This window comes from Microbacterium sp. LEMMJ01, assembly GCF_002114135.1.
Lineage (GTDB): Bacteria > Actinomycetota > Actinomycetes > Actinomycetales > Microbacteriaceae > Microbacterium.
On the sequence record NZ_NCTV01000024.1, the window covers coordinates 1 to 19,402 of the forward strand.

The following is a 19,402-nucleotide window of genomic DNA, read 5'->3' on the forward strand; positions in this document are numbered from 1 at the left end:
CAAAACCGCCCCCCGCCACCCCATCCCGCGCCCGTTTCTGACCCCGCCACCCGGGCGCCGCGACCGCCCCCTCCCGCGCAGGATCAAAACCGCCCCCTGGCACCGCGTTCCGCGCCCGTTCCTGATCCCGCCAGCCAGACCCGGCCCGCCACGCACCTCCCTCGGGTTCGAAACCGCACCCGCCATCCCGTCCCCCAGCCCGTTTGTGATCCCGCCACCGCGCGGCCCTCCGCCACTCGCACGCTCCGAACTCACCACCACCGCCCCGATCAGCGGCGCGGTCACCGGCGTACCCGCTCACCGCGTGTGTTCGAAAACGTTCTCCCGCCGCCCACCCCGGGCCCGAAAGTGATCCCGCACAGGGCCGGAGGGAGGCACGAACGTTGTCCCGGAGTGGGGTGAGGCGCCCGTGATCCCGACGATGAGCCCGGGCGCCAACGCACCCACTCACCGCGTGTGTTCGAAAACGCCCTCCCGCAGCCCGTCACAGGGCCGAAAGTGATCCCGCGGGATGGCCGGAGGCGCGAAAGTGATCCCGACACGTCGCCGCCGACGCTGCCTCGTCGACGCGCGCCGAGGCCCCACACTCGTCGCGAGCGCAAGAACGCGCCTCTGGGACGTGTTCCGGGCACCAAAGTGATCCCGCGTGGCGGACGGAAGGGGCGAAAGTGATCCCGGACGGAACGGCCGGCCGGGGCGGGGGGGTCAGCGGGCGGGGATGTGGGCGTCGAGCCACGCGAGGACGTCGGCGCGCACCTCGTCCTGCTGGAGCTCCTGGAAGATCTCGTGCCGCGCGTCGGGGTAGACGAGGGTCGTGACGTCGGTGAGCCCGGAGCGCCGGCGGTACGCGTCGGCGAGCTTGTGCACGCTGCGGGGACCGCCGACCGGATCGTCACGGCCGACCAAAAGCAGCACCGGAATGTCGCGCGCGAGGTGCTTCGCGGGACGCCCGTACAGCCGCGCCGCGTCGAGCAGGCCGAAGAGCTTGAGCAGCGGCACTCCCGTCGTGAGCGGATCCTCCTCGAAGGCCTTCCACACCGCGGGGTCCCGGCTCAGCCACTCGTATCCGGTCGCGTCGTCGGCGGCCCACGCGGCGTTCAGCGGCGCCGGGTTCAGGGAGCGGGGTGTGCGCAGCGCCGAGCCGGACAGGATGACCGCATCGAAGGCCTCCGCGTGCTCGTTCACCAGCATCTGCGCGAGGAACGACCCCCACGAGTGCCCGAGGAGCACGAGCGGGAGGTCGGGGTTCTCGTCGCGGATGATGCCGGTCAGCTGCCAGACCGCGTCCTTGGCCGCCCGGAGACCCCCGGGACCGAGCCGTCCGAGCTGGGCGCGGTCGCCGTGCTGACGCATGCCGGTGCGCCCGTGCCCGCGGTGGTCGTCGGCGTAGACGGTGAACCCGGCTCCGGTGAGCGCGGCGATCAGCGCCGGATACCGTCCCGCGTGCTCGCCCACCCCGTGCAGGAGCTGGACGACGCCGCGGGGCGTCCCCTCCGCCGGGTGGACGTCGTAGACGATGGCGATGCCGTGGCTGTCGGTGTACTCGCGGGTCTCGGTCATGATCCTGCCTTACCGGTCGGTCTCCGCGAGCGCCTCGCGGATGGCGTCGCGGATAGCGAAGGCGATGTCGCGATCCGTCACCTCGTAGCCGCCGACCCCGTCGGAAGCGGAGCCCATGCGCACGCCGCCGTCCTCCGTCACGGCCCGCTTCGCGGAGAAGTGGAGGGCGTCCACCCCGGTCCCGGCGAGCACCGGAGCGCTCGCGACGTCGACGCCGCTTCCGGCCATCACCTCGATCTGCCCCTCGGCGGCGGCGACGAGCGCGCGCAGGGTGTCGATGCCGTCGATCGCGGCGGACGCCCCTCCGGAGGTGAGCACGCGCCGGAGCCCGAGCTCCCTCGCGGCCCGCAGGGTCGCCACCGGGTCGGCGGTCACGTCGATCGCGCGGTGCAGGGTCGCCGGAGCTCCCCCGGCCGCATCCCGCAGCCGGGCCATGGCGTCGCGATCCAGCTGCCCGTCGCCGTCGAGAGCACCGATCACCACTCCCGCGGCCCCCGCCGCGACCGCGTGCCGCACGTCGCGTTCGGCGGCGGCCAGCTCGTCGGCGCTGTAGTGGAAGCCGCCGGCGCGCGGACGGATGAGGACGTGCACCTCGGGGCCGTTCGCCCCCGCGGCTTCGAGCGCGAGCTCCAGGGTGGCCGGCGACGGGGTGAGCCCACCCAGCGCGAGGGCCGTGGCGAGCTCGACGCGAGCGGCGCCGACCTCGGCGGCGATGCGCACTCCGGCGGGATCCTGGACGGCGATTTCGAGAGCGATCGTTCGGGTCACCCCTCCATTGTGCCCGCTGGCCTCGGCTCCCCCGGCCCCCGGGTCAGAAATATTAGATAGACTAACTAAGTATGTCTGCGTCCGATGATTCCCTGCACCTCACCGCCACAGACCTTCGCATGGCCACGTTCCGGCTCGCCCGCCGGCTCCGCTGCGCCCGTGCCGCCGACATGATGAGCGACACCCAGCTCGCCGTCCTCGCCGACCTCCGCATGAACGGTCGGCGCACGATCTCCACCCTCGCCGAGCGCGAGCGCGTGACCGCCCCCTCGATGACGAGCATCGTGAACGGCCTGGAGGAGCAGGGCTATGTCGCCCGCACCCCTGACGAGGACGACCGCCGCCGCGTGCAGGTGGACATCACCCCCGCCGGCGTCGAGATCGTCGTCGAGACCATCCGCCGCCGTGACGTGCTGCTGGCCGACATGCTCCGCGAGGTCGACTACACCGAGGAGGAGCTGGCGACGCTGCGAGAAGCGAGCGCCCTGATGCGGAGAGCGGTGGAGCGATGAACGCCATGTTCCGTTCGTTCGCGAACATCAACTACCGGATCTGGTTCGCCGGAGCCCTCGTGTCGAACGTCGGCGGGTGGATGCAGGCCACCGCGCAGGACTGGGTCGTGCTGACCGAGCTCACCGACAACGACGCGACCGCGATGGGCGTCACCATGGCGCTGCAGTTCGGCCCTCCCCTGGTGCTCGTGAGCCTGACCGGCTGGGTCGCGGATCGCTTCGACCGGCGGAAGATCCTCCTGACCACGCAGACCGCGCTCCTCGCCCTCGCGATCGCCGTGGGCTCCCTGCTGCTCGCCGGGGTGATGACCCTGCCGATGATGCTCACCTTCGCCCTCGGATTCGGCATCGTCAACGCCTTCGACGCCCCCGCGCGGCAGGCCTTCGTGTCGGACATGGTGTCCGCGACGGAGACCTCCAACGCCGTGGCGCTCAACTCCGCCTCCTTCAACCTCGCCCGGATGATCGGCCCCGCGGTCGGCGGTCTGCTCATCGTCGCCATCGGCTCCGGCTGGGTGTTCATCGTCAACGCCGCGACGTTCCTCGCCATGATCGTCGCGCTGCTGCTCATGCGCACGCACCTGCTCGCACCGCGGCCGAAGAACCGCAACCGCGGCGGCCTCGCCGAGGGATTCCGGTACGTCTGGGCGCGCAGCGACCTCAAAGTCGTGTTCGTGACGGTGTTCCTCATCGGCGCGTTCGGCATGAACTTCCCGATCTTCGCCTCGACCATGGCGCTGGAGTTCGGAGCCGGCGCCGACGGGTACGGGGTGCTGAGCTCGGTGCTCGCGATCGGGTCCCTGATCGGCGCCCTCCTCGCCGCGCGTCGGGACCGGGCGAGGGTGCGCGTGGTGATCCTCGCGGCGGGCGGCTTCGGGATCGCGGCCTTCGTCTCGGCCGCGATGCCCACCTACCTCTCCTATGCGGTCACGCTCACGTTCACCGGCTTCATGATCGTGACGCTGCTGACGACGGCCAACGGCTACGTGCAGATCACGACGGATCCGGCACTGCGCGGCCGCGTGCTCGCCCTCTACATGGCGGTCATCATGGGGTCGACTCCGGTCGGGGCGCCGATCGCCGGCTGGGTCGCCGACGCGTTCGGTCCTCGCGCCGCCATCATGCTCGGCGGGACCGCCGGTTTCATCGCGTGCGCGATCGGGGTGACGTGGGTGCTCACGTCCGGGCGTCTGCGCCGTGAGGAGAGCAGCCGCTTCCGCCTGACGCTCGACGAGACCCGGCCGCTGCGGGTCGTGCAGGCGGTCGAGCCGGTCGACTACACGGAGAAGGCGGCGGCGACCACGCCCATCCGGCTGCCGCGCCGCGACGGCGAGTGAGCTGCGAAGGCGTTTGTCAACGCCTTCCTCATCGCGGCCCGACGGTCGTAGCGTCGGGTCATGGACGAGAACATGAGCACCCCGCACCCGCAGGATCCGGCCGAAGGCGCTCCCGGCGTCGACGTCCCTGACGAGAACTCCGGCCAGGGCGACGGCACCGGCGGCGCCATCCAGGGCGACAGCTCTCGCGGCGAGTCGACCGGCGGCGCCATCCAGGGCAGTTCCGGCCCGGGCCACGACGCTCCGCTGGGCGGAGACGAGAACACCGAGGACGAGCTCGCGGCCGACAACGCCGCCGAGGAGGACACCCTCCGCACGCTCGACCCGGACTCCCCGCCGGCCTGAGCCGTCGACCCACCCCTTTCGAGACGAGCCACCCCCTTGCGAACGTTCGCAAGGGGGTGGCTCGTGCAGAAGGGGGTGGGTCGGCCGCGATCAGGCGTCGAGGACCACCTTGAGCTGCTCGACGGCCCAGTCGAGCTCGGTGGCCCGGATGACGAGCGGCGGGGCGATGCGGATGGTCTGCCCGTGCGTGTCCTTCACGAGCACACCGCGGTCGAGCAGCTTCTCCGCGATCTCGCGGCCGGTGCCGATGGCGGGATCGATGTCGACGCCCGCCCACAGCCCGGCGATGCGCACACCCGTGACACCGTGGCCGATCAGCGGCTGCAGTGCCTGCTCGAGGTGCGCGCCGAGCGCCCGCGCACGCTCCTGGAACTCGCCCGTCTGCAGCATCTCCACCACGCGGAGGCCGACGGCCGCCGCGAGCGGGTTGCCGCCGAACGTGGAGCCGTGCTCGCCGGGGCGGATCACGCCGAGCACATCCGTGTTCCCCACCACGGCCGAGACCGGCAGGATGCCGCCGCCGAGCGCCTTGCCCAGCAGGTACAGGTCCGGAACGACGCCTTCACGGTCGCACGCGAACGTCTCGCCGACCCGACCGAGCCCGGCCTGGATCTCGTCGGCGATGAACAGCACGTTCTTCTCGTCGCAGATCTCGCGGATGCGGCGGAGGTACCCCTCCGGCGGGATCACGACCCCGGCCTCGCCCTGGATCGGCTCAACGAGCACGCCCGCCGTGTCCTCCGTGATGGCCGCGGCGATCGCCTCCGCGTCGCCGAACGGCACACGGTCGAAGCCCGGCGTGTACGGGCCGAAGTCGTCGTGCGCGGTCTCGTCGTCGCTGAAGCTCACGATCGTCGTCGTGCGGCCGTGGAAGTTGCCCTTCGCCACGACGATCCGCGCTTTCCCCTCGGGGATGCCCTTCACGCGGTAGCCCCAGGCCCGGGCGACCTTGATGCCGGTCTCGACGGCCTCGGCTCCCGTGTTCATCGGGAGGACGAGCTCCTTGCCGCAGAGCTCGGCGAGCGCCGCGGCGAAGGGCTCCAGGGTGTCGCTCTGGAACGCCCGGCTGACGAGCGTGACCCGACCGAGCTGCTCGGTCAGGGCCGCGACGAGAGCGGGGTGCCGGTGCCCGAAGTTGACCGCGGAGTACGCCGCGAGCAGGTCGAGGTACCGCTTGCCCTCGACATCGGTGACCCACGCCCCCTCGCCGCGCGCGATCATCACGGGCAGCGGGTGGTAGTTGTGCGCGACGTGCGGCTCCGCGACCGCGCTGGGTCCCTGAGCCTGTCGAAGAGTCGAAGCGTCCGCCGCCTGCTCCATCGTCACTTCGCACCCCGCAGCTCGAGCGTGCAGCACTTGATGCCGCCGCCGCCGAGGAAGAGCTCGGAGAGGTCGACGGTGATCGGGTTGTAGCCGCGCTCGCGGAGCTGCTGCTCGAAGCCCTTCGCCCGCGGCGAGATGATGACGTTGTAGCCGTCGCTCGAGGAGTTCAGGCCGAACACCGCGCCGTCTTCGTCCGACACGAGGATCGCGTCCGGGAAGCGCTTCTCCAGCTCGGCACGGCTGGCGTCGTCGAAGGCCCCGGGGAGGTAGGCGATGTTCGCCCGCTCGGGGCCGCCGTTCTCCACGCCCTGCACGGGGTCGAGCACCGCGATCGCGGTGTCGAGGTGGTAGAAGCGGGGGTCGGTGAGGTTCAGCGACACGACCTCGCGGCCGAAGACCTCTCCGACCTCGCGGTGGCTGTCACCGGTGGAGCGGAAGCCGGTCCCGGCGAGGATCACGTCGCCGACGAGCAGGAAGTCGCCCTCGCCCTCGTTGACCTCCTTCGGCATCACCGTGTCGTAGCCCGCGGCGCGGAACCAGTCGGCGAAGGCCGGAGCCTCGCCCTGGCGCTCGACGAACCGGAACTCCGGCACATAGGCGCGGCCATCGATGAGGAAGCCGCCGTTGGCGGTGTAGACCATGTCCGGGTAGCCGGGGAGCGGATCGATGAGCTCGACCTCGTGGCCGAGCTCGACGTACAGGTCATAGAGCTTCTGCCACTGGGCGACCGCGTTGGCGGTGTCGGTCGGCCGCGACGGCTCCATCCACGGATTGATGGAGTAGTTCACCGTGAAGTGCTCGGGACGGCACATCAGGTAGTGGCGGCGGTGCGCGGTGCGCGTGGGGGCGGTGGTGACGGCGGTCTCCGGCGTCGACATGGATGCTCCTCGTGTGAACGGGCGCGGCGGACGCTGTCCAGGGGCCCGGCGGTCCTTCGACCCCCTGCTCGGACGAGGCGGAGGGGAAGATGCGACTCGGGCACGCCGGTGACCATTGTGCCACCGGACCCTGGGCGCCACCAGCATCCGTCCCGTGTCGCCCTCAGCCCTCGCGCTGCGTCACCACGACCTTGCCGACCGTGTGCCCGGCCTCGACGTGCGCGAGCGCCGACACCGCCTCGTCGAACGGGTACGTGCGCTCGATCACCGGAACCAGATGCCCCTCCTCGACGAGCTCGAGCAGCTTCGTGAGGACCTCGGGGCGCGAGGTCGCCGTGAGCGACACCACTCGGGGTCCGCGGAGCGAGAGCACGGCGGCGCGGATCATCCGCGGCACGGGGCCGAGCACGCGTCCGCCGTCGCCGGTCACGAGCACCACGCGGCCACCCGGACGGACGAGGCGCTGCAGCTCGCGGATCGGCACACCTCCCGCGATGTCGATGACGGCGTCGAATCGGGAGGAGGGCAGATGCGTGAGCGGAGACGTGCGGTGGTCGAGCGTGCGCACGGCTCCGAGGCGCTCCAGCAGGAGGGCGTTGCGCGCGCCGCACGTCGCCCAGACCTCGGCCCCGCGGAGCGCCGCGAGCTGTACGGCGAAGGTCCCCACGCCGCCGGACGCCCCGATCACGAGGACCCGCTGCGCACGGTGCCTCAACCCCACTCCGGCGGCATCGAGCGCCTGCCACGCGGTGCCTCCGGCGATCGGCAGGCAGGCCGCCGCCTCGGGTGTCACGTCGGGCGGGACGGGCACGACGCGGTCAGCCGCGATGCGGGCGTGGGAGGCGAGGCCGCCGCCGCCCTGCAGCTCCCCGACGACGAGTTCGCCGAGCTCGGCGTTCACCACGTCCGCGCCGACCGCCACGACGGTGCCGGCGACGTCGAGCCCGCGCACCGGGTGCTTGGGGCGGGTGAGCCCGAAGAACGGCCGGACCAGCAGCGGGTCGCCGAGGAGCAGCCGCACGTCGCCGGCGTTGAGGGCGGTGGCCTGCACGCGCAGCACGACCTCGCCCCGATGCGGCTGGGGGACGGGCTGCCGGGTCCGTGTTGTCCCGGCGGCCGGGCCGTACGTCTCGCGGGTCCAGGCTGGCATGGTCTCGGTCATGCGGCACCTCCGGGGTCGGTCGGATACGCGAACAGGTCGTCGATCCCGACCCCGAACGCCCGGGCGATCTGGAACGCGAGCTCCAGTGTCGGCGAGTACTTCTGCTGTTCGATCGCGATGAGGGTCTGCCTGGTGACCCCGATCGTGCGGGCGAGCTCGGCCTGCGTGAGTCCGGCGCGCTCGCGATGGGCGCGGATGGTGTTGGAGACGAGGGTGGGCTTGACCATCAGCGCAGCCCTCGGCGGTACGCGATGGCCCGGGCGACACCGCCGACGACGGCCGCCACGAGGAACCCGGCGAACATGGTGTTCGCGATCCAGAACACGTCGGCACCGAGACCGCAGAGGACGATGACCCCGAGGCCGGCGATGGTGACGAAGGCCTGCTCCACGCGGGCTCCCATCCGGCCGATGTCCCGGTCGCGGATGTCGGAGCGGCCGACGCCGTCCGGATCGGACATCCCGGCGAGGATGCCCCAGAGGACGCTGAGCACGATCGTCCCGACGATGCCCCCGCCGATCGTCCACAGCATCAGCGGGAACCAGTCCGTGGCGGTGAGCGGTCCGCCGCCGGCCTGCTGCAGCAGCAGCACGACGTAGACGACCGCGACGATCGGGCTGACGATGAGCCCGGCCCAGACGTTGCGCTCCTCGTAGACCATGCGAATCTCCTCGTGTCAAAAATTCTTGACACGAGACTACGTCCGCCCGCCCCCCATGTCAAGAATCTTTTACACCCATCCCCCCTCTTGTCCCCGTTCCGTCCCTTCCCCGCAGTCTCTCCCCGGGATCACAATCGCACCCCCGCACCTCCTCTCCCGCCCGTTTCCGATCCCGCACGCCACCCACTCCCCCACACCCCGCGCCGCGGGATCAATAACGCCCCTCCCCAGGCCCCCGACGGTACCTTTTCGATCCCGCCTCCCCGGAACCTCCCGCCCCTCCCCGCAGCACCCCACACCGATCCCGCACACCCACCGCAGGCGGGATCGAGAACGCACCCGCAATGTGGAGGGGCAGACCGCCAGGAGACGGGATCAAAATCACCCTTCCACAGACCTGCGTCAGCTCTCTTTTGCACCGGCACCGAAACCGGCGCGGCACCCCTCGGCACGGGCGGGATCAGGATCGCACCCCCGGAAGCCCGGAGCGGCACGTTTTTGCCCCGCACCCGAAAGGGGCGCGGAACCCTGGCGACGGGATCACAAACGGACCCCTGGGGGTTCCAAACCGGGTACCCATTCGCACCCGCACCCGAGACGGGCGCGGCATCCTCGGCTGGCCGGGATCAGAAACACACCCCGGGCGGCCCCACGCGGGGCCTTTTCGCCCCCACACCCGAGATGGGCGCGGCACCGCGGCGGGCCGGGATCAGAAACGGACCCCTGACGGACCGGAGCGGCACGTTGTTGCACCCGCACCGAAACGGCCGGGGGTCAGATGACGGAGGCGCTCCAGGGGTCGGGGTTTCCGTAGCGGTGGGCGGTGATCGAGACGGACTGCTCGTGCACGAACGGGAGGAGCTCGATGCGGGCCGCCGCCGTCACCTCCGCGTCGTACACCGCGAGGTCCGGGTCACCGCCGGTGGCCACCGCCAGCGCGGAGCGCAGCGCCGCCACCGACTCCCGTCCACCCACGAGCCGCACACGCCCATGCCGCGGAAGCACGGGAACACCCGCATCTCCCGCGGCCCCCGACTCCTCGGCCACCTGCATCCGCTGGAGCCACTCGACCTCCGTCTCCAGGAACACCACGGCGTCGAGGTCACCCAGAGCATGCCGCACGCCCGCCGGAAGCCCGACCGGAGTGGACACGACGAAGCCCGCCCCCGCGCGCACTCCCGCGATCACGACCCGCAGCAGGTCGTGCAGGGCGGCGTCCTCGGTGGCGCGGATCTCCACGGGTACGGGCCGATACCGGAAGAGGTTGCGCTCGATCTCCAGCCGCGAGACGTCCCGCACCCGGCCGAACTCCCGGTCCCAGGCCAACGCGTCCGACAGGGCGGACCGCCGGAGCCACTCGAACGACTCGAACGGGAGGGACGGCTGCGCGGCCTCGATGAGCCCCGTGATCCGGGAGTCGAGCCCCCGCAGATGGAGGGTGCTCGACGCCGGGGCCCCGTGCTGGGCGCGCCACGACCCGAGTCCGATGAGGTGGTTCGGCCCGCCCGGCTTGGCGCCGGCGCCGACGGAGGACCGCTTCCACCCGCCGAACGGCTGCCGCTGCACGATCGCCCCGGTGGTGCCGCGGTTGACGTAGAGGTTCCCGGCCTGCACACGGTCGAGCCAGAAGGAGAGGTCGTCCGGGTCCTGTGTGTGCAGCCCCGCGGTGAGACCGTAGGCGACGGCGTTCTGCAGGTCGACGGCCTTGGCGAGGGTCGGCGCGTGCATCACCCCGAGGACCGGTCCGAAGAACTCCTCGGTGTGGAAGCGGGAACCGGACTGCACGCCGACCCGCACGCCCGGGCGCCAGAGCCGGCCGCTGCCGTCGTCGGCGGAGTCGAGGGCGGGTTCGATGAGCCACCGCTCGTCGCCCTCCAGCTCGGAGAGGGCCCAGGCGAGCTTCCCCTCGGGCTTCTCGATGACCGGGCCCACCTCGGCGAGCGGATCCGAGGGCCACCCGACACGCAGCGAGCGGACAGCGTCGGCGAGCTGACGGGCGAAACGCTGCGAGCGCCCCACCGGCCCGACGAGGATCGCGAGCGACGCCGCGGAGCACTTCTGCCCCGCATGACCGAACGCGCTCTTCACGAGGTCGGCCACGGCGAGGTCGAGATCGGCCGAGGGCGTGATGATCAGGGCGTTCTTGCCGCTGGTCTCCGCGAGCAAGGGCATGTCGGGACGCCAGGAGCGGAACAGCGCCGCGGTCTCCCACGACCCGGTGAGGATCACCCGATCCACCGCCTCGTCCGTGATGAGGGCACGGCCGAGGTCGCCTTCCTCGATGTCGACGAGAGCGAGAGCCTCACGGGGCACGCCACCGTCCCACAGCGCCTCCACGAGCACCGCCGCACACCGCCGCGCCTGCGGGGCGGGCTTCAGGACCACGCCGGAGCCCGCGGCGAGCGCCGCCAGCACGCCACCGGCGGGGATCGCGAGGGGGAAGTTCCACGGCGGCGCGACGACGGTCACGCGGGCGGGGACGAACACGGCGCCGGAGATCGCGTCGAGCTCGCGGCACGTGGCGGCGTAGTACCGGGCGAAGTCGACGGCCTCGCTCACCTCGACATCGGCTTCGGCGAAGACCTTGCCCGTCTCCACCGCCGCGACCTCGATCAGCTCCGCACGCCGGGACTCGAGCGCCGCCGCTGCGCGCAGCAGCACCTCGGCCCGTTCGGCTGCAGGACGCGCACCCCAGGCCGCCGCCGCACCCTGCACACCGCGCACGATGCGGCCGAGGTCGTCGGCGTCGTCGACGCGGGCCGCGTCCAGGACCTCCGTCCCGACCGTCGAGTCCGCGAGCCGTGCGCGGATCCCCGCCGCCCACTCGCGGTTGGCGGGGAGCGCGAGATCCGTATCGGCCGTGTTCGCGAAGCCCGGGGCGCCCCCGGTGTCCTCCCCGCGCTCGCGCGCCGCGTACACGGCGGTCTCGAGGTAGGCGCCGGTGTCGGCGTCGTCCGAGCCGCGCACGATGCCGAGCACGGCCTTGGTGAGATCGGCCTCCGCGACCGGGCTGACCGGCGCCGGCCGCACGGACTCGTGCACGGGCGCGAGGCGGTCCTGCGTGCGCCGCGGCCCGAGGGCGAGCGCCGGGTCGGCCGCCCGGTCGAGCGCGTCGAGGAAGCGGTCGGCTTCCCGGGCGAAGAGCGTCTCGTCGTCGTGCAGATGGAACGCCGCGGAGAGGAAGTTCTCGGACGACGCGTTCTCCTCCAGCCGCCGCACGAGGTAGCTGATGGCCACGTCGAACTCGGCGGGCGCCACGACCGGCACGTACAGCAGCACCGGACCGACTTCGCGGGACACCGCCTGCACCTGCCCCTGAGCCATGCCGAGCAGCATCTCGAACTCGACCGCGTCGCGGACGCCCCGCTCCCCGGCCCGCAGCCATGCGTGCGCGATGCCGAAGAGGTTGTGGCCGGCCACGCCGATCCGCACGGCCGACGTGTGCTCGGGCCGCAGCGCCCAGTCGAGGCAGCGCAGGTAGTTGGCGTCGGTGTCGAGCTTGGTGTCGTAGGGCGCGGGCGTCCACCCGTGCAGCGTCGCCTCGACGTGCTCCATCGCGAGGTTCGCGCCCTTCACGAGGCGCACCTTGATGCGCGCTCCGCCGTGGATCACGCGGTCCTGCGCCCAGGCGGTGAGCTCCTGGAGGGCTGGGAGCGCGTCGGGGAGGTAGGCCTGCAGCACGATCCCGGCCTCGAGTCCGGCGAGCCGCGGATCCTCCAGGAGCCGTGTGAAGACGGCGATCGTGAGGTCGAGGTCGCGATACTCCTCCATGTCGAGGTTGATGAAGGTGCCGTCCGCCGCCGCCGTCACGTACAGCGGGAGCAGCCGCTCCACGACCCGGTCGACGACCTCGTCGAAGCCCCACATCGAGATGCGGCTGACGATGGCGGAGACCTTGACCGACACGTAGTCGACGTCCGGACGCCGGATGAGCTCATGGATGCCGTCGAGCCGCCGCTGCGCCTCCGCCTCGCCCAGCACCGCCTCCCCGAGGAGGTTGAGGTTCAGGCGCGAGCCCGACTCCCGCAGCTTCTCGATCGCGGGTCCGAGCTTCGCGGGCCGCGCGTCCACCACGAGGTGCCCCACCATCTCGCGCAGCGCCCGCCGCGCGAGGGGGACGACCGGTGTCGGCAGCACCGGGGCTACACCGCCGCCGAGCCGCACGGCGGAGCGCAGGTACCACGGCAGGAACTCCGGCACGATGGGCGCGATCCGGCGCAGCTGGGCGGCCGCGGCAGTCAGGCTCTCCGGCCGCATCACGCCGTCGACGAAACCGAGGGTGAACGGCAGACCGTTGGCGTCGCGCAGGACTCCGGCGAGGCGTTCCGCTGCGGGGTCGACGTCGGCCGCGGCCGCCTCGATCACCCAGCGGCGCGCGAGTTCGACGGCCTGATCGGCGAGGGATGCGGATGCCCCCGCCTCCGCGGAGGATGACGACGACTCTGCCATGTGACCACCCTAGGTCGCCGGTCGCGGAATCCCGGGGTGCCCGACCGGGCGGGCCGCAGTCGAGTCAGTTCCAGATGCTGGGGGCCGGCGTCCGCACGGGAGGCAGGGCGGACGCGGCCGCCCAGTCGTGCACCCAGGCGTCGATCTCCGGCACCCCGTCGGGCTTGCCCACCGCGGCGAAGAGCTCCTCGTTGCTGACCGTGCCGCCGGAGCGCCGCAGCACGCGGGCCCGCACGATGGCCCGGGCGTAGACCTCGCCGCCGACCACGGCGCGATGCTCCAGGAACAGGGCCTTCTCGTCGTGTCCGATGAACCGGGACTGCACCTCGAACCGCTGCCAGAGCTGGAGCGACTTGCGGAAGGTGATCGTCTCGCTCGACACGACCGCGTACCAGCCCTGCTCCTTCATCACGTCGAACAACCCTGTGCGGATCAGGTGGTCCCAGCGACCGAGGTCGAACAGCGACAGGTACCGGCCGTTGTTCATGTGGCGGAGGATGTCGAGGTCGGTCGGCAGGGTGGTCACCGTCACGGTGCCGACGGCGGTGGGGTCGAGGGTCTTCCCCTGCCGCACGCGACGACGCGCACCGAGGATCACGAGGAGGGTCCGCCAGATCACGTTCACGAGGACTGATCGTAGCCATCCGCGCACGACGGTCGAACTTCGTTGTCCGATTCCTCCATGCCGTCGGAGTGCCTCTCGGGGGCCGTCGTCCCGATTTCCGATTTCCACGGACCCGCCGTAGAGTCACCGCATGAGCGCCGAAGCCCAGCCCGAAGTCATCGTCCGTCCGGTCCGTGATGTGGATGCGGAAGCCCTCGGTCGCGTGCATGCGCAGTGCTGGCACGAGACCTACGATCACCTCATCAGCAAGGCGGCTCTGGAGAAGGTCTCCCCCCGCCGCATGGCCGAGCTCTGGACGCACTGGGCGGCGCAGGGCCCCGACTTCAAGATGAACGCGGCGCTCGTCGACGGCGAGATCGTCGGCTTCGTCGGCTCGGGTCCGGCCCGCGACAAGGACGCCCCGGCGTTCCGCGAGCTGTACTTCATCTACCTGCTCGACGCGTACCACTCGACCGGCATCGGGCAGAAGCTGTTCGATGCGGCCGTCGAGAAGGACGAGCCGCTCTACCTCTGGGTCGCCGAGGACAACCCCCGCGCGCACCGCTTCTACACGCGCAACGGATTCCACCTCGACGGCGCCGCGCACACCGAGCCGTTCCTCGGGGAGACGCTCACCGAGGTCCGCTTCGTGCGCCCCTGACCCTCGTCTTCACAGAAAGGGCCGCCCCCGCGGGGCGGCCCTTTCGTCTGCACTCAGAGGCGTTCGATGATCGTGACGTTCGCGACGCCGCCGCCCTCGCACATCGTCTGCAGGCCGTACCGACCGCCGGTGCGCTCCAGCTCGTTGAGCAGGGTCGCGAGGATGCGGGTGCCGGTCGCGCCGATCGGGTGCCCCAGCGCGATGCCGCCGCCGTTGACATTGACCTTCTCGTGCGGCGCACCGGTCTCGCGCATCCACGCGAGCACGACCGAGGCGAACGCCTCGTTGACCTCGAACAGGTCGATGTCCTCGATCCGGAGTCCCGTGCGCTCCAGCGCGTACCGGGTCGCCGGAATCGGCGCGGTGAGCATGAGCACGGGGTCGTCGCCGCGGACGGAGACGTGGTGGATGCGGGCCCGCGGGGTGAGGCCGTGCTCCTGCACCGCCCGCGCACTGGCGATGAGCACGGCACTCGATGCATCGCTGAGCTGCGACGCGACCGCGGCGGTGATCCGTCCCCCGGGCGCGAGCGGCGGCAGTCCGGCCATGCGTTCCAGAGTCGTGTCCCGGCGCACGCCCTCGTCGTGGTCGAGCCCGGCGAGCGGCGCGGTCTCCGCCGCGAACCGCCCCTCGTCCTGGGCCACGGCCGCCCGGCGGTGACTCTCCAGCGCGTACCGCTCCATCTCCTCCCGCGAGATGTCCCAGCGCTCGGCGATGAGCTCCGCGCCCCGGAACTGCGAGATCTCCTGGTCGCCGTAGCGCTCCTGCCATCCGGGCGACTCGGCGTACGGCGTCGTGAAGCCGTACTCCCGGCCGACGGTCGCGGCGGCGGTGAGCGGGATCCGCGACATGTTCTGCAGCCCGCCGGCGATCACGAGGTCACTGGTGCCGCTGAGCACCGCCTGCGCGGCGAAGTGCACGGCCTGCTGACTGGATCCGCACTGGCGGTCGATCGTCACGCCGGGCACGTGCTCCGGGAAGCCGGCGACGAGCAGCGCGGTGCGGGCGACGTTCCCGGCCTGTCCCCCGATCGCATCGATGGCTCCGAGGATCACGTCGTCCACGGCGCCGGGGTCGATGCCGGTCCGGTCGACGAGGGACCGCAGACTGTGCGCGCCGAGGTCGGCGGGGTGGATCTCCGCGAGAGCGCCGCCACGGCGTCCGACCGGCGAACGGACCGCGTCGACGATGTAGGCCTCTGCCATGATCTCCCTCTCCTCAGTCCTCCGTGCCGGCCGGCAGGAGCAGCCGGAAGCGTTCGCACAGCACCGGCATGTCGGGTTCATAGCCGCGCGGGTTCTCGGAGTGGGTGCGCCAGTAGCGCTCGTGCACCTCGCGCCAGTGCGCGAGCGTGCGATCCCCCTCCCCCTCGGCGAAGGCGTGCGCCTCGTCGACCTCGTCGAAAGGCACGATGTCGATCGCCGTGGTCTCGATCACGGCGCGCGGGGCGCCGGTTCCGTCGAGGATGATGCTGAGTTCGCCGACGGTCGGCAGCGGATCCCCCGTCTCCTCGTAGTCCCAGACGGAGGACGCGGTGCCCACCTTGATGCCGCGGAGCACGAGCTCCAGGAGCTCGTCGGCGTGCTCCGGCGTCGCACCGAAACCCCACGCCTCGGGAAGGGCCTCGGGCAGGTGCGGCAGCGCGATGCGGGCCTCGCGCCAGTACTCCTCGATGGCGGTGCGGTCGGTCATGGATCAGCGCCCCGAGACCTTGCCGAACACCTTTGCGATCGGCGCGAGCACGAGCGGCCGCGCCGCGACCCACGCGATCGCGATCACGACGAGCGAGGCGATGAACACCCAGAACCCCGTCCACGTCGCGGCATCCTGCGCGGCGAACATGTGGTTGAGGTTGCGCAGGAAGCCGGTCAGCATCACGAGCGCGACGTGCGCGATGATGAACGCCACGAAGTAGAGCATCACCGGGAAGTGCAGGGCGCGCGCCCATTCCACCGGATACGCCTTCGACAGGCGCTCCGCCTTCTTGGGCCAGAGCCCCGACATGCGGAACCCGGTGACGGCGGCGAGCGGTGCCGCGAGGAAGACGGTGACGAAGTAGGCGAGCTGCTGCAGGCTGTTGTAGTTGTTCCAGCCGTTCTCGTGCGGCCAGTCGAACGAGATGTACTGCAGCGCCGCCGACAGCGCATTCGGGAAGACCTCCCAGCTCGTCGGCACGATCCGCACCCAGTGCCCCGTGGCGAACAGCAGCACCACGAAGATCACACCGTTCAGCAGCCACAGGATGTCGAGCGCCTGATGGAACCAGAGGTTCAGGCTGATCTTGCCCTTCGGGTTGTTCCGCGGCGTCCAGAACACGCTCGGACGCTTCTCCGTGCGCACCTGCAGCCCCGAGCGGATGATCAGCACGATCAGGAACATGTTGAAGAAGTGCGCCCAGTTGACCCACGGCGCGAAGCCGGGCTCGACCGGGATCGGCGGCTCGTACTCGCCCGGGAAGGCGGCCAGGAAGTCCTGCATGAAGGGGAGGCTCAGCAGCGTGCGGACGAGGGCCACGGCCGCGGCCGCGAGCACACCGAGGGCGGCGGCGCCGAACAGCGCTGCGATCGCCTGGGTCCAGGTCGGACGCCGGCGTGCGGTCGGGGTGGTCGAGGCGGCGGCCGGAAGGTGTCGGGGGGCACGACCGTTCCAGACCGTGCGGGTCCAGGGCAGCGGCGTGCTGATGTCGGCGGTCGGGGTGAGCGCGGTGCCGGGGATGGCGGGCTCCGCCGTCGCGGGTGCCGCGGCCGGAGCCGGAGTCTCCGCGATCGCGGGGGCGTCCGCCGCTACGGCTGAGGAGGTGTCGGCGGTCGCCCGCGCAGGCACGGTCCCTGCGGGCGGCCAGGGCTCGCCGCCCGGGACACGGGGCAGTCCCCGACGGACGCTCTCGCCTCCGGCGGGCGTCGCGGCGGCGGACGTCGCGGCGGCAACGGGCGCGGCGGCAGCCAGCTCGGCAACGGGCGCGGCGGCAGCCGGCTCGGCAGCGGGAGCGTCGGGCGCCGTGACCGCGGCACGTGACGTCTCGGCCGGCACCGCGGCGACGGCCGACACCGCCGGCGCGGCCTCGGCCGGCGGCCACGGCTCGCCGCCCGGGACGCGCGGGAGGCCGCGACGGAGAATCGGGCGCGGGGCGGCGTCCTCCGGCAGAGAGGGGGTCGCGACAGCGGCCTCGACCTCGGCGGCCCCGCGCTCGACGCGCTCCGCCGGCGCCGACACCGGAGCCTCGACGGCCGCCACCTCGGCCACCTCGACCGCATCGACGGTCTCGACCGTCACCTCGGCGGGCGGCCACGGCTCGCCGCCCGGTACCCGCGGAAGCCCGCGGCGCAGCACCCGCGTCGCCATGGCTACTTCTTCCGCGCCTCGAGCGCGGCGATCACCTGCGGCACGATCGTGAACACATCGCCGACGATGCCGAAGTCGGCGACGTCGAAAATCGGCGCCTCCGGGTCCTTGTTGATCGCCACGATGTTCTTCGACGTCTGCATGCCGGCGCGGTGCTGGATCGCGCCGGAGATCCCGAGCGCGACGTAGAGCTGCGGCGACACCGAGACCCCGGTCTGCCCGACCTGGTGGGACTGCGGGATGTAGCCCGCGTCGACGGCGGCGCGCGAGGCGCCGACCGCGGCCCCGAGGGCATCGGCGAGCTCCTCGACGAGCACGAACTTCTCCTTCGAGGCGAGACCCCGGCCGCCCGACACCACGCGGGTCGCTCCGCGTAGCTCGGGCCGGGACGAGGTGGCCTCGACCGTCTCGACGGGGCCCGCCGTCGCGGCGACCGCTCCGGACGGAGTGACCGCGAGCTGCTCGACCTGCGGGGAGGCGACCGCCTCGGCCCTGGCTTCCACCGCACCCTGGCGCAGCGTGACGACGAGCGTGCCGTACGTCGCGGCGGCGTCGACGAGGTACGCCCCGCCATAGACCGAGTGGTGGGCGACGATGCCCTCGTCGTCGCGGGAGACCCCGACCGCGTCCACGGCGAGCGCGCTCTTCGTCCGCACCGCGAACCGGCCGGCGACATCGCGTCCGGAGATCGAGTTCGAGATGAGGACGGCCGCGGGATGCACCTGCGCGGCGGCGGCCTGCAGCGCGTCGACGATCGGGACCGTCAGCGCGGACGGGTCGCCGTCGGCCGTGAGCACGACCGCGGCTCCGGCCTCCGCGGCCGTGGCGACCGCCGCCTCGGAACCGCCGACGATCACCGCGACCGGTGTGCCGACGCCTGCCGCCGCGCCGAGGAGTCCGGCGGTGCTGCTGGCGAGTGCACCGGACGGGTCGACGTCGAGGAGCACGAGGATCGGGTTCTCGGGGTACGCCATGTCACACCAGCCTGTTCTGCACGAGGAACTCGACGAGCTTCTCGGCGGCATCGCCCTCGTCGGTGATCTTGACGCCGGCGGCCCGCGGGGGCTTCTCCGAGACCGCGGTCATGATGGTGCGCGGCGCCGCCGCCGGGTCGGCCGACACGTCGAGGTCGGCGAGGGACAGCACCTCCAGCGGCTTCTTCTTCGCCGCCATGATGCCCTTGAAGTTCGGGAACCGGGCGTCCGCGAGCGCCTCGGTGATGGAGATCACGGCGGGCAGCGGCGCGGTCACCTGCTGGTTGCCCGCATCGGCACCCCGGGTACCGGAGACGCCCTCGGCGGTGATCTCGACTGCGGTGAGGGCGGTGGCCTGCGCCCAGCCGAGGTGTTCGGCGAGCATGGCGGGGAGGACGCCGCCGGCGCCGTCGGTGGACAGGTTGCCGGTGATGACGAGGTCGGGGGCGCCGCGGCGGATCGCGGCGGCGAGCACCTCGGCAGTGAGACCCAGGTCGGCGCCGACGAGCTGCTCGTCGACGATGTGGATCGCGGAGGCGGCACCGATCGCGAGGGCCCGGCGCACGGATGCCGTCGCACTCTCGGGCGCCATCGTGAGGGCCACGACCTCGGTGCCCTCGTTCTTGTCGGCGTGGGCCAGGGCGACCTCGAGGGCCCGCTCCGTGATCTCGTCGAGGACCACATCCCCGGCCCCGCGTTCGGCGAGTCCGGTCTCGAGATTCAACGTGCGATCGCCATAGGTGTCCGGTACCTCTTTGACCAGGACGAAGATCTTCATCGAATGCTCCTCACGACACGCTGAGTCTATCCGCACGCTCTTCTATGT

The 19,402-nt window shown here is 71.9% G+C and carries 18 protein-coding genes; 4 read left to right on the forward strand and 14 right to left on the reverse strand.

Annotation, left to right across the window (positions count from 1 at the left end):
* Positions 1-705: 705 nt before the first annotated feature.
* Together B7W94_RS06735 and B7W94_RS06740 are read right to left on the reverse strand one after the other, a co-directional pair.
* Complete coding sequence (locus tag B7W94_RS06735) at positions 706-1,560, reverse strand: alpha/beta fold hydrolase (RefSeq protein WP_085605466.1); 855 nt, start codon at positions 1,558-1,560, stop codon at positions 706-708.
* A gap of 9 nt (positions 1,561-1,569) precedes the next feature.
* Positions 1,570-2,328, reverse strand: a complete 759-nt coding sequence (locus B7W94_RS06740) for a copper homeostasis protein CutC (RefSeq protein ID WP_085605468.1) — start codon at positions 2,326-2,328, stop codon at positions 1,570-1,572.
* 71 nt (positions 2,329-2,399) lie between these two features.
* Between B7W94_RS06740 and B7W94_RS06745 the strand changes: the two genes are divergently transcribed.
* Genes B7W94_RS06745 through B7W94_RS06755 form a run of 3 tightly spaced genes read left to right on the forward strand, consistent with a single transcriptional unit; the run spans position 2,400 to position 4,522 of the window.
* Positions 2,400-2,840: a MarR family winged helix-turn-helix transcriptional regulator gene (locus B7W94_RS06745; protein WP_025105433.1), complete on the forward strand. Its 441-nt coding sequence runs from the start codon at positions 2,400-2,402 to the stop codon at positions 2,838-2,840.
* Between the two features lie 5 nt (positions 2,841-2,845).
* Positions 2,846-4,177: an MFS transporter gene (locus B7W94_RS06750; protein ID WP_025105432.1), complete on the forward strand. Its 1,332-nt coding sequence runs from the start codon at positions 2,846-2,848 to the stop codon at positions 4,175-4,177.
* Between the two features lie 60 nt (positions 4,178-4,237).
* Positions 4,238-4,522, forward strand: a complete 285-nt coding sequence (locus B7W94_RS06755) for a hypothetical protein (protein ID WP_025105431.1) — start codon at positions 4,238-4,240, stop codon at positions 4,520-4,522.
* Between the two features lie 90 nt (positions 4,523-4,612).
* On the opposite strand, the gene rocD is transcribed toward B7W94_RS06755, so the two are convergent.
* The 7 genes from rocD to B7W94_RS06790 form a co-directional block, all read right to left on the reverse strand.
* Positions 4,613-5,842, reverse strand: a complete 1,230-nt coding sequence (gene rocD / locus B7W94_RS06760; RefSeq protein ID WP_085605470.1) for an ornithine--oxo-acid transaminase — start codon at positions 5,840-5,842, stop codon at positions 4,613-4,615.
* A gap of 2 nt (positions 5,843-5,844) precedes the next feature.
* Positions 5,845-6,723, reverse strand: a complete 879-nt coding sequence (gene ddaH, locus B7W94_RS06765; RefSeq protein ID WP_085605472.1) for a dimethylargininase — start codon at positions 6,721-6,723, stop codon at positions 5,845-5,847.
* Positions 6,724-6,886: 163 nt separating this feature from the next.
* A complete protein-coding gene (locus tag B7W94_RS06770) occupies positions 6,887-7,885 on the reverse strand; it encodes an NAD(P)-dependent alcohol dehydrogenase (RefSeq protein ID WP_085605474.1) in 999 nt (332 codons plus the stop codon).
* A complete protein-coding gene (locus tag B7W94_RS06775; RefSeq protein WP_060922632.1) occupies positions 7,882-8,112 on the reverse strand; it encodes a helix-turn-helix transcriptional regulator in 231 nt (76 codons plus the stop codon). Before B7W94_RS06775 ends, B7W94_RS06770 begins: the two co-directional genes overlap by 4 nt.
* A complete protein-coding gene (locus tag B7W94_RS06780; protein ID WP_085605475.1) occupies positions 8,112-8,546 on the reverse strand; it encodes a hypothetical protein in 435 nt (144 codons plus the stop codon). Before B7W94_RS06780 ends, B7W94_RS06775 begins: the two co-directional genes overlap by 1 nt.
* 774 nt (positions 8,547-9,320) lie before the next feature.
* Positions 9,321-12,995: a proline dehydrogenase family protein gene (locus B7W94_RS06785; protein ID WP_085605476.1), complete on the reverse strand. Its 3,675-nt coding sequence runs from the start codon at positions 12,993-12,995 to the stop codon at positions 9,321-9,323.
* A gap of 64 nt (positions 12,996-13,059) precedes the next feature.
* A complete protein-coding gene (locus B7W94_RS06790; RefSeq protein ID WP_025105424.1) occupies positions 13,060-13,620 on the reverse strand; it encodes an acyl-CoA thioesterase in 561 nt (186 codons plus the stop codon).
* Positions 13,621-13,750: 130 nt separating this feature from the next.
* On the opposite strand from B7W94_RS06790, the gene B7W94_RS06795 reads away from it, so the two are divergent.
* Positions 13,751-14,260, forward strand: a complete 510-nt coding sequence (locus B7W94_RS06795) for a GNAT family N-acetyltransferase (protein WP_025105423.1) — start codon at positions 13,751-13,753, stop codon at positions 14,258-14,260.
* Between the two features lie 53 nt (positions 14,261-14,313).
* Here B7W94_RS06795 and B7W94_RS06800 read toward each other — a convergent pair whose 3' ends face one another.
* The 5 genes from B7W94_RS06800 to B7W94_RS06820 are packed head-to-tail and all read right to left on the reverse strand — an operon-like array spanning position 14,314 to position 19,354.
* Positions 14,314-15,465: an acetyl-CoA C-acetyltransferase gene (locus B7W94_RS06800; RefSeq protein WP_085605478.1), complete on the reverse strand. Its 1,152-nt coding sequence runs from the start codon at positions 15,463-15,465 to the stop codon at positions 14,314-14,316.
* Positions 15,466-15,478: 13 nt separating this feature from the next.
* Positions 15,479-15,952 carry an ASCH domain-containing protein gene (locus B7W94_RS06805; protein ID WP_062636986.1) on the reverse strand — a complete coding sequence of 158 codons (474 nt, stop codon included), beginning with the start codon at positions 15,950-15,952 and terminating at the stop codon, positions 15,479-15,481.
* 3 nt (positions 15,953-15,955) lie between these two features.
* Positions 15,956-17,602: a cytochrome b/b6 domain-containing protein gene (locus B7W94_RS06810; protein WP_085605480.1), complete on the reverse strand. Its 1,647-nt coding sequence runs from the start codon at positions 17,600-17,602 to the stop codon at positions 15,956-15,958.
* A 2-nt stretch (positions 17,603-17,604) separates the two neighbouring features.
* Positions 17,605-18,576, reverse strand: coding sequence for an electron transfer flavoprotein subunit alpha/FixB family protein (locus B7W94_RS06815; protein ID WP_085605482.1), 972 nt, complete (start codon positions 18,574-18,576; stop codon positions 17,605-17,607).
* A gap of 1 nt (position 18,577) precedes the next feature.
* Positions 18,578-19,354 (reverse strand): electron transfer flavoprotein subunit beta/FixA family protein, encoded by a 777-nt coding sequence (locus tag B7W94_RS06820; RefSeq protein WP_085605484.1) that lies wholly within the window; start codon positions 19,352-19,354, stop codon positions 18,578-18,580.
* Between the last annotated feature and the right edge of the window lie 48 nt (positions 19,355-19,402).

Coding starts and splice junctions, on each gene's coding strand:
- B7W94_RS06735 (WP_085605466.1), bottom strand. CDS start 1,560: ATGACCGAGACCCGCGAGTACACCGACAGCCACGGCATCGCCATCGTC.
- B7W94_RS06745 (WP_025105433.1), top strand. CDS start 2,400: ATGTCTGCGTCCGATGATTCCCTGCACCTCACCGCCACAGACCTTCGC.
- B7W94_RS06750 (WP_025105432.1), top strand. CDS start 2,846: ATGTTCCGTTCGTTCGCGAACATCAACTACCGGATCTGGTTCGCCGGA.
- B7W94_RS06755 (WP_025105431.1), top strand. CDS start 4,238: ATGGACGAGAACATGAGCACCCCGCACCCGCAGGATCCGGCCGAAGGC.
- rocD (WP_085605470.1), bottom strand. CDS start 5,842: ATGGAGCAGGCGGCGGACGCTTCGACTCTTCGACAGGCTCAGGGACCC.
- ddaH (WP_085605472.1), bottom strand. CDS start 6,723: ATGTCGACGCCGGAGACCGCCGTCACCACCGCCCCCACGCGCACCGCG.
- B7W94_RS06770 (WP_085605474.1), bottom strand. CDS start 7,885: ATGACCGAGACCATGCCAGCCTGGACCCGCGAGACGTACGGCCCGGCC.
- B7W94_RS06775 (WP_060922632.1), bottom strand. CDS start 8,112: ATGGTCAAGCCCACCCTCGTCTCCAACACCATCCGCGCCCATCGCGAG.
- B7W94_RS06780 (WP_085605475.1), bottom strand. CDS start 8,546: ATGGTCTACGAGGAGCGCAACGTCTGGGCCGGGCTCATCGTCAGCCCG.
- B7W94_RS06785 (WP_085605476.1), bottom strand. CDS start 12,995: ATGGCAGAGTCGTCGTCATCCTCCGCGGAGGCGGGGGCATCCGCATCC.
- B7W94_RS06795 (WP_025105423.1), top strand. CDS start 13,751: ATGAGCGCCGAAGCCCAGCCCGAAGTCATCGTCCGTCCGGTCCGTGAT.
- B7W94_RS06800 (WP_085605478.1), bottom strand. CDS start 15,465: ATGGCAGAGGCCTACATCGTCGACGCGGTCCGTTCGCCGGTCGGACGC.
- B7W94_RS06805 (WP_062636986.1), bottom strand. CDS start 15,952: ATGACCGACCGCACCGCCATCGAGGAGTACTGGCGCGAGGCCCGCATC.
- B7W94_RS06810 (WP_085605480.1), bottom strand. CDS start 17,602: ATGGCGACGCGGGTGCTGCGCCGCGGGCTTCCGCGGGTACCGGGCGGC.
- B7W94_RS06815 (WP_085605482.1), bottom strand. CDS start 18,576: ATGGCGTACCCCGAGAACCCGATCCTCGTGCTCCTCGACGTCGACCCG.
- B7W94_RS06820 (WP_085605484.1), bottom strand. CDS start 19,354: ATGAAGATCTTCGTCCTGGTCAAAGAGGTACCGGACACCTATGGCGAT.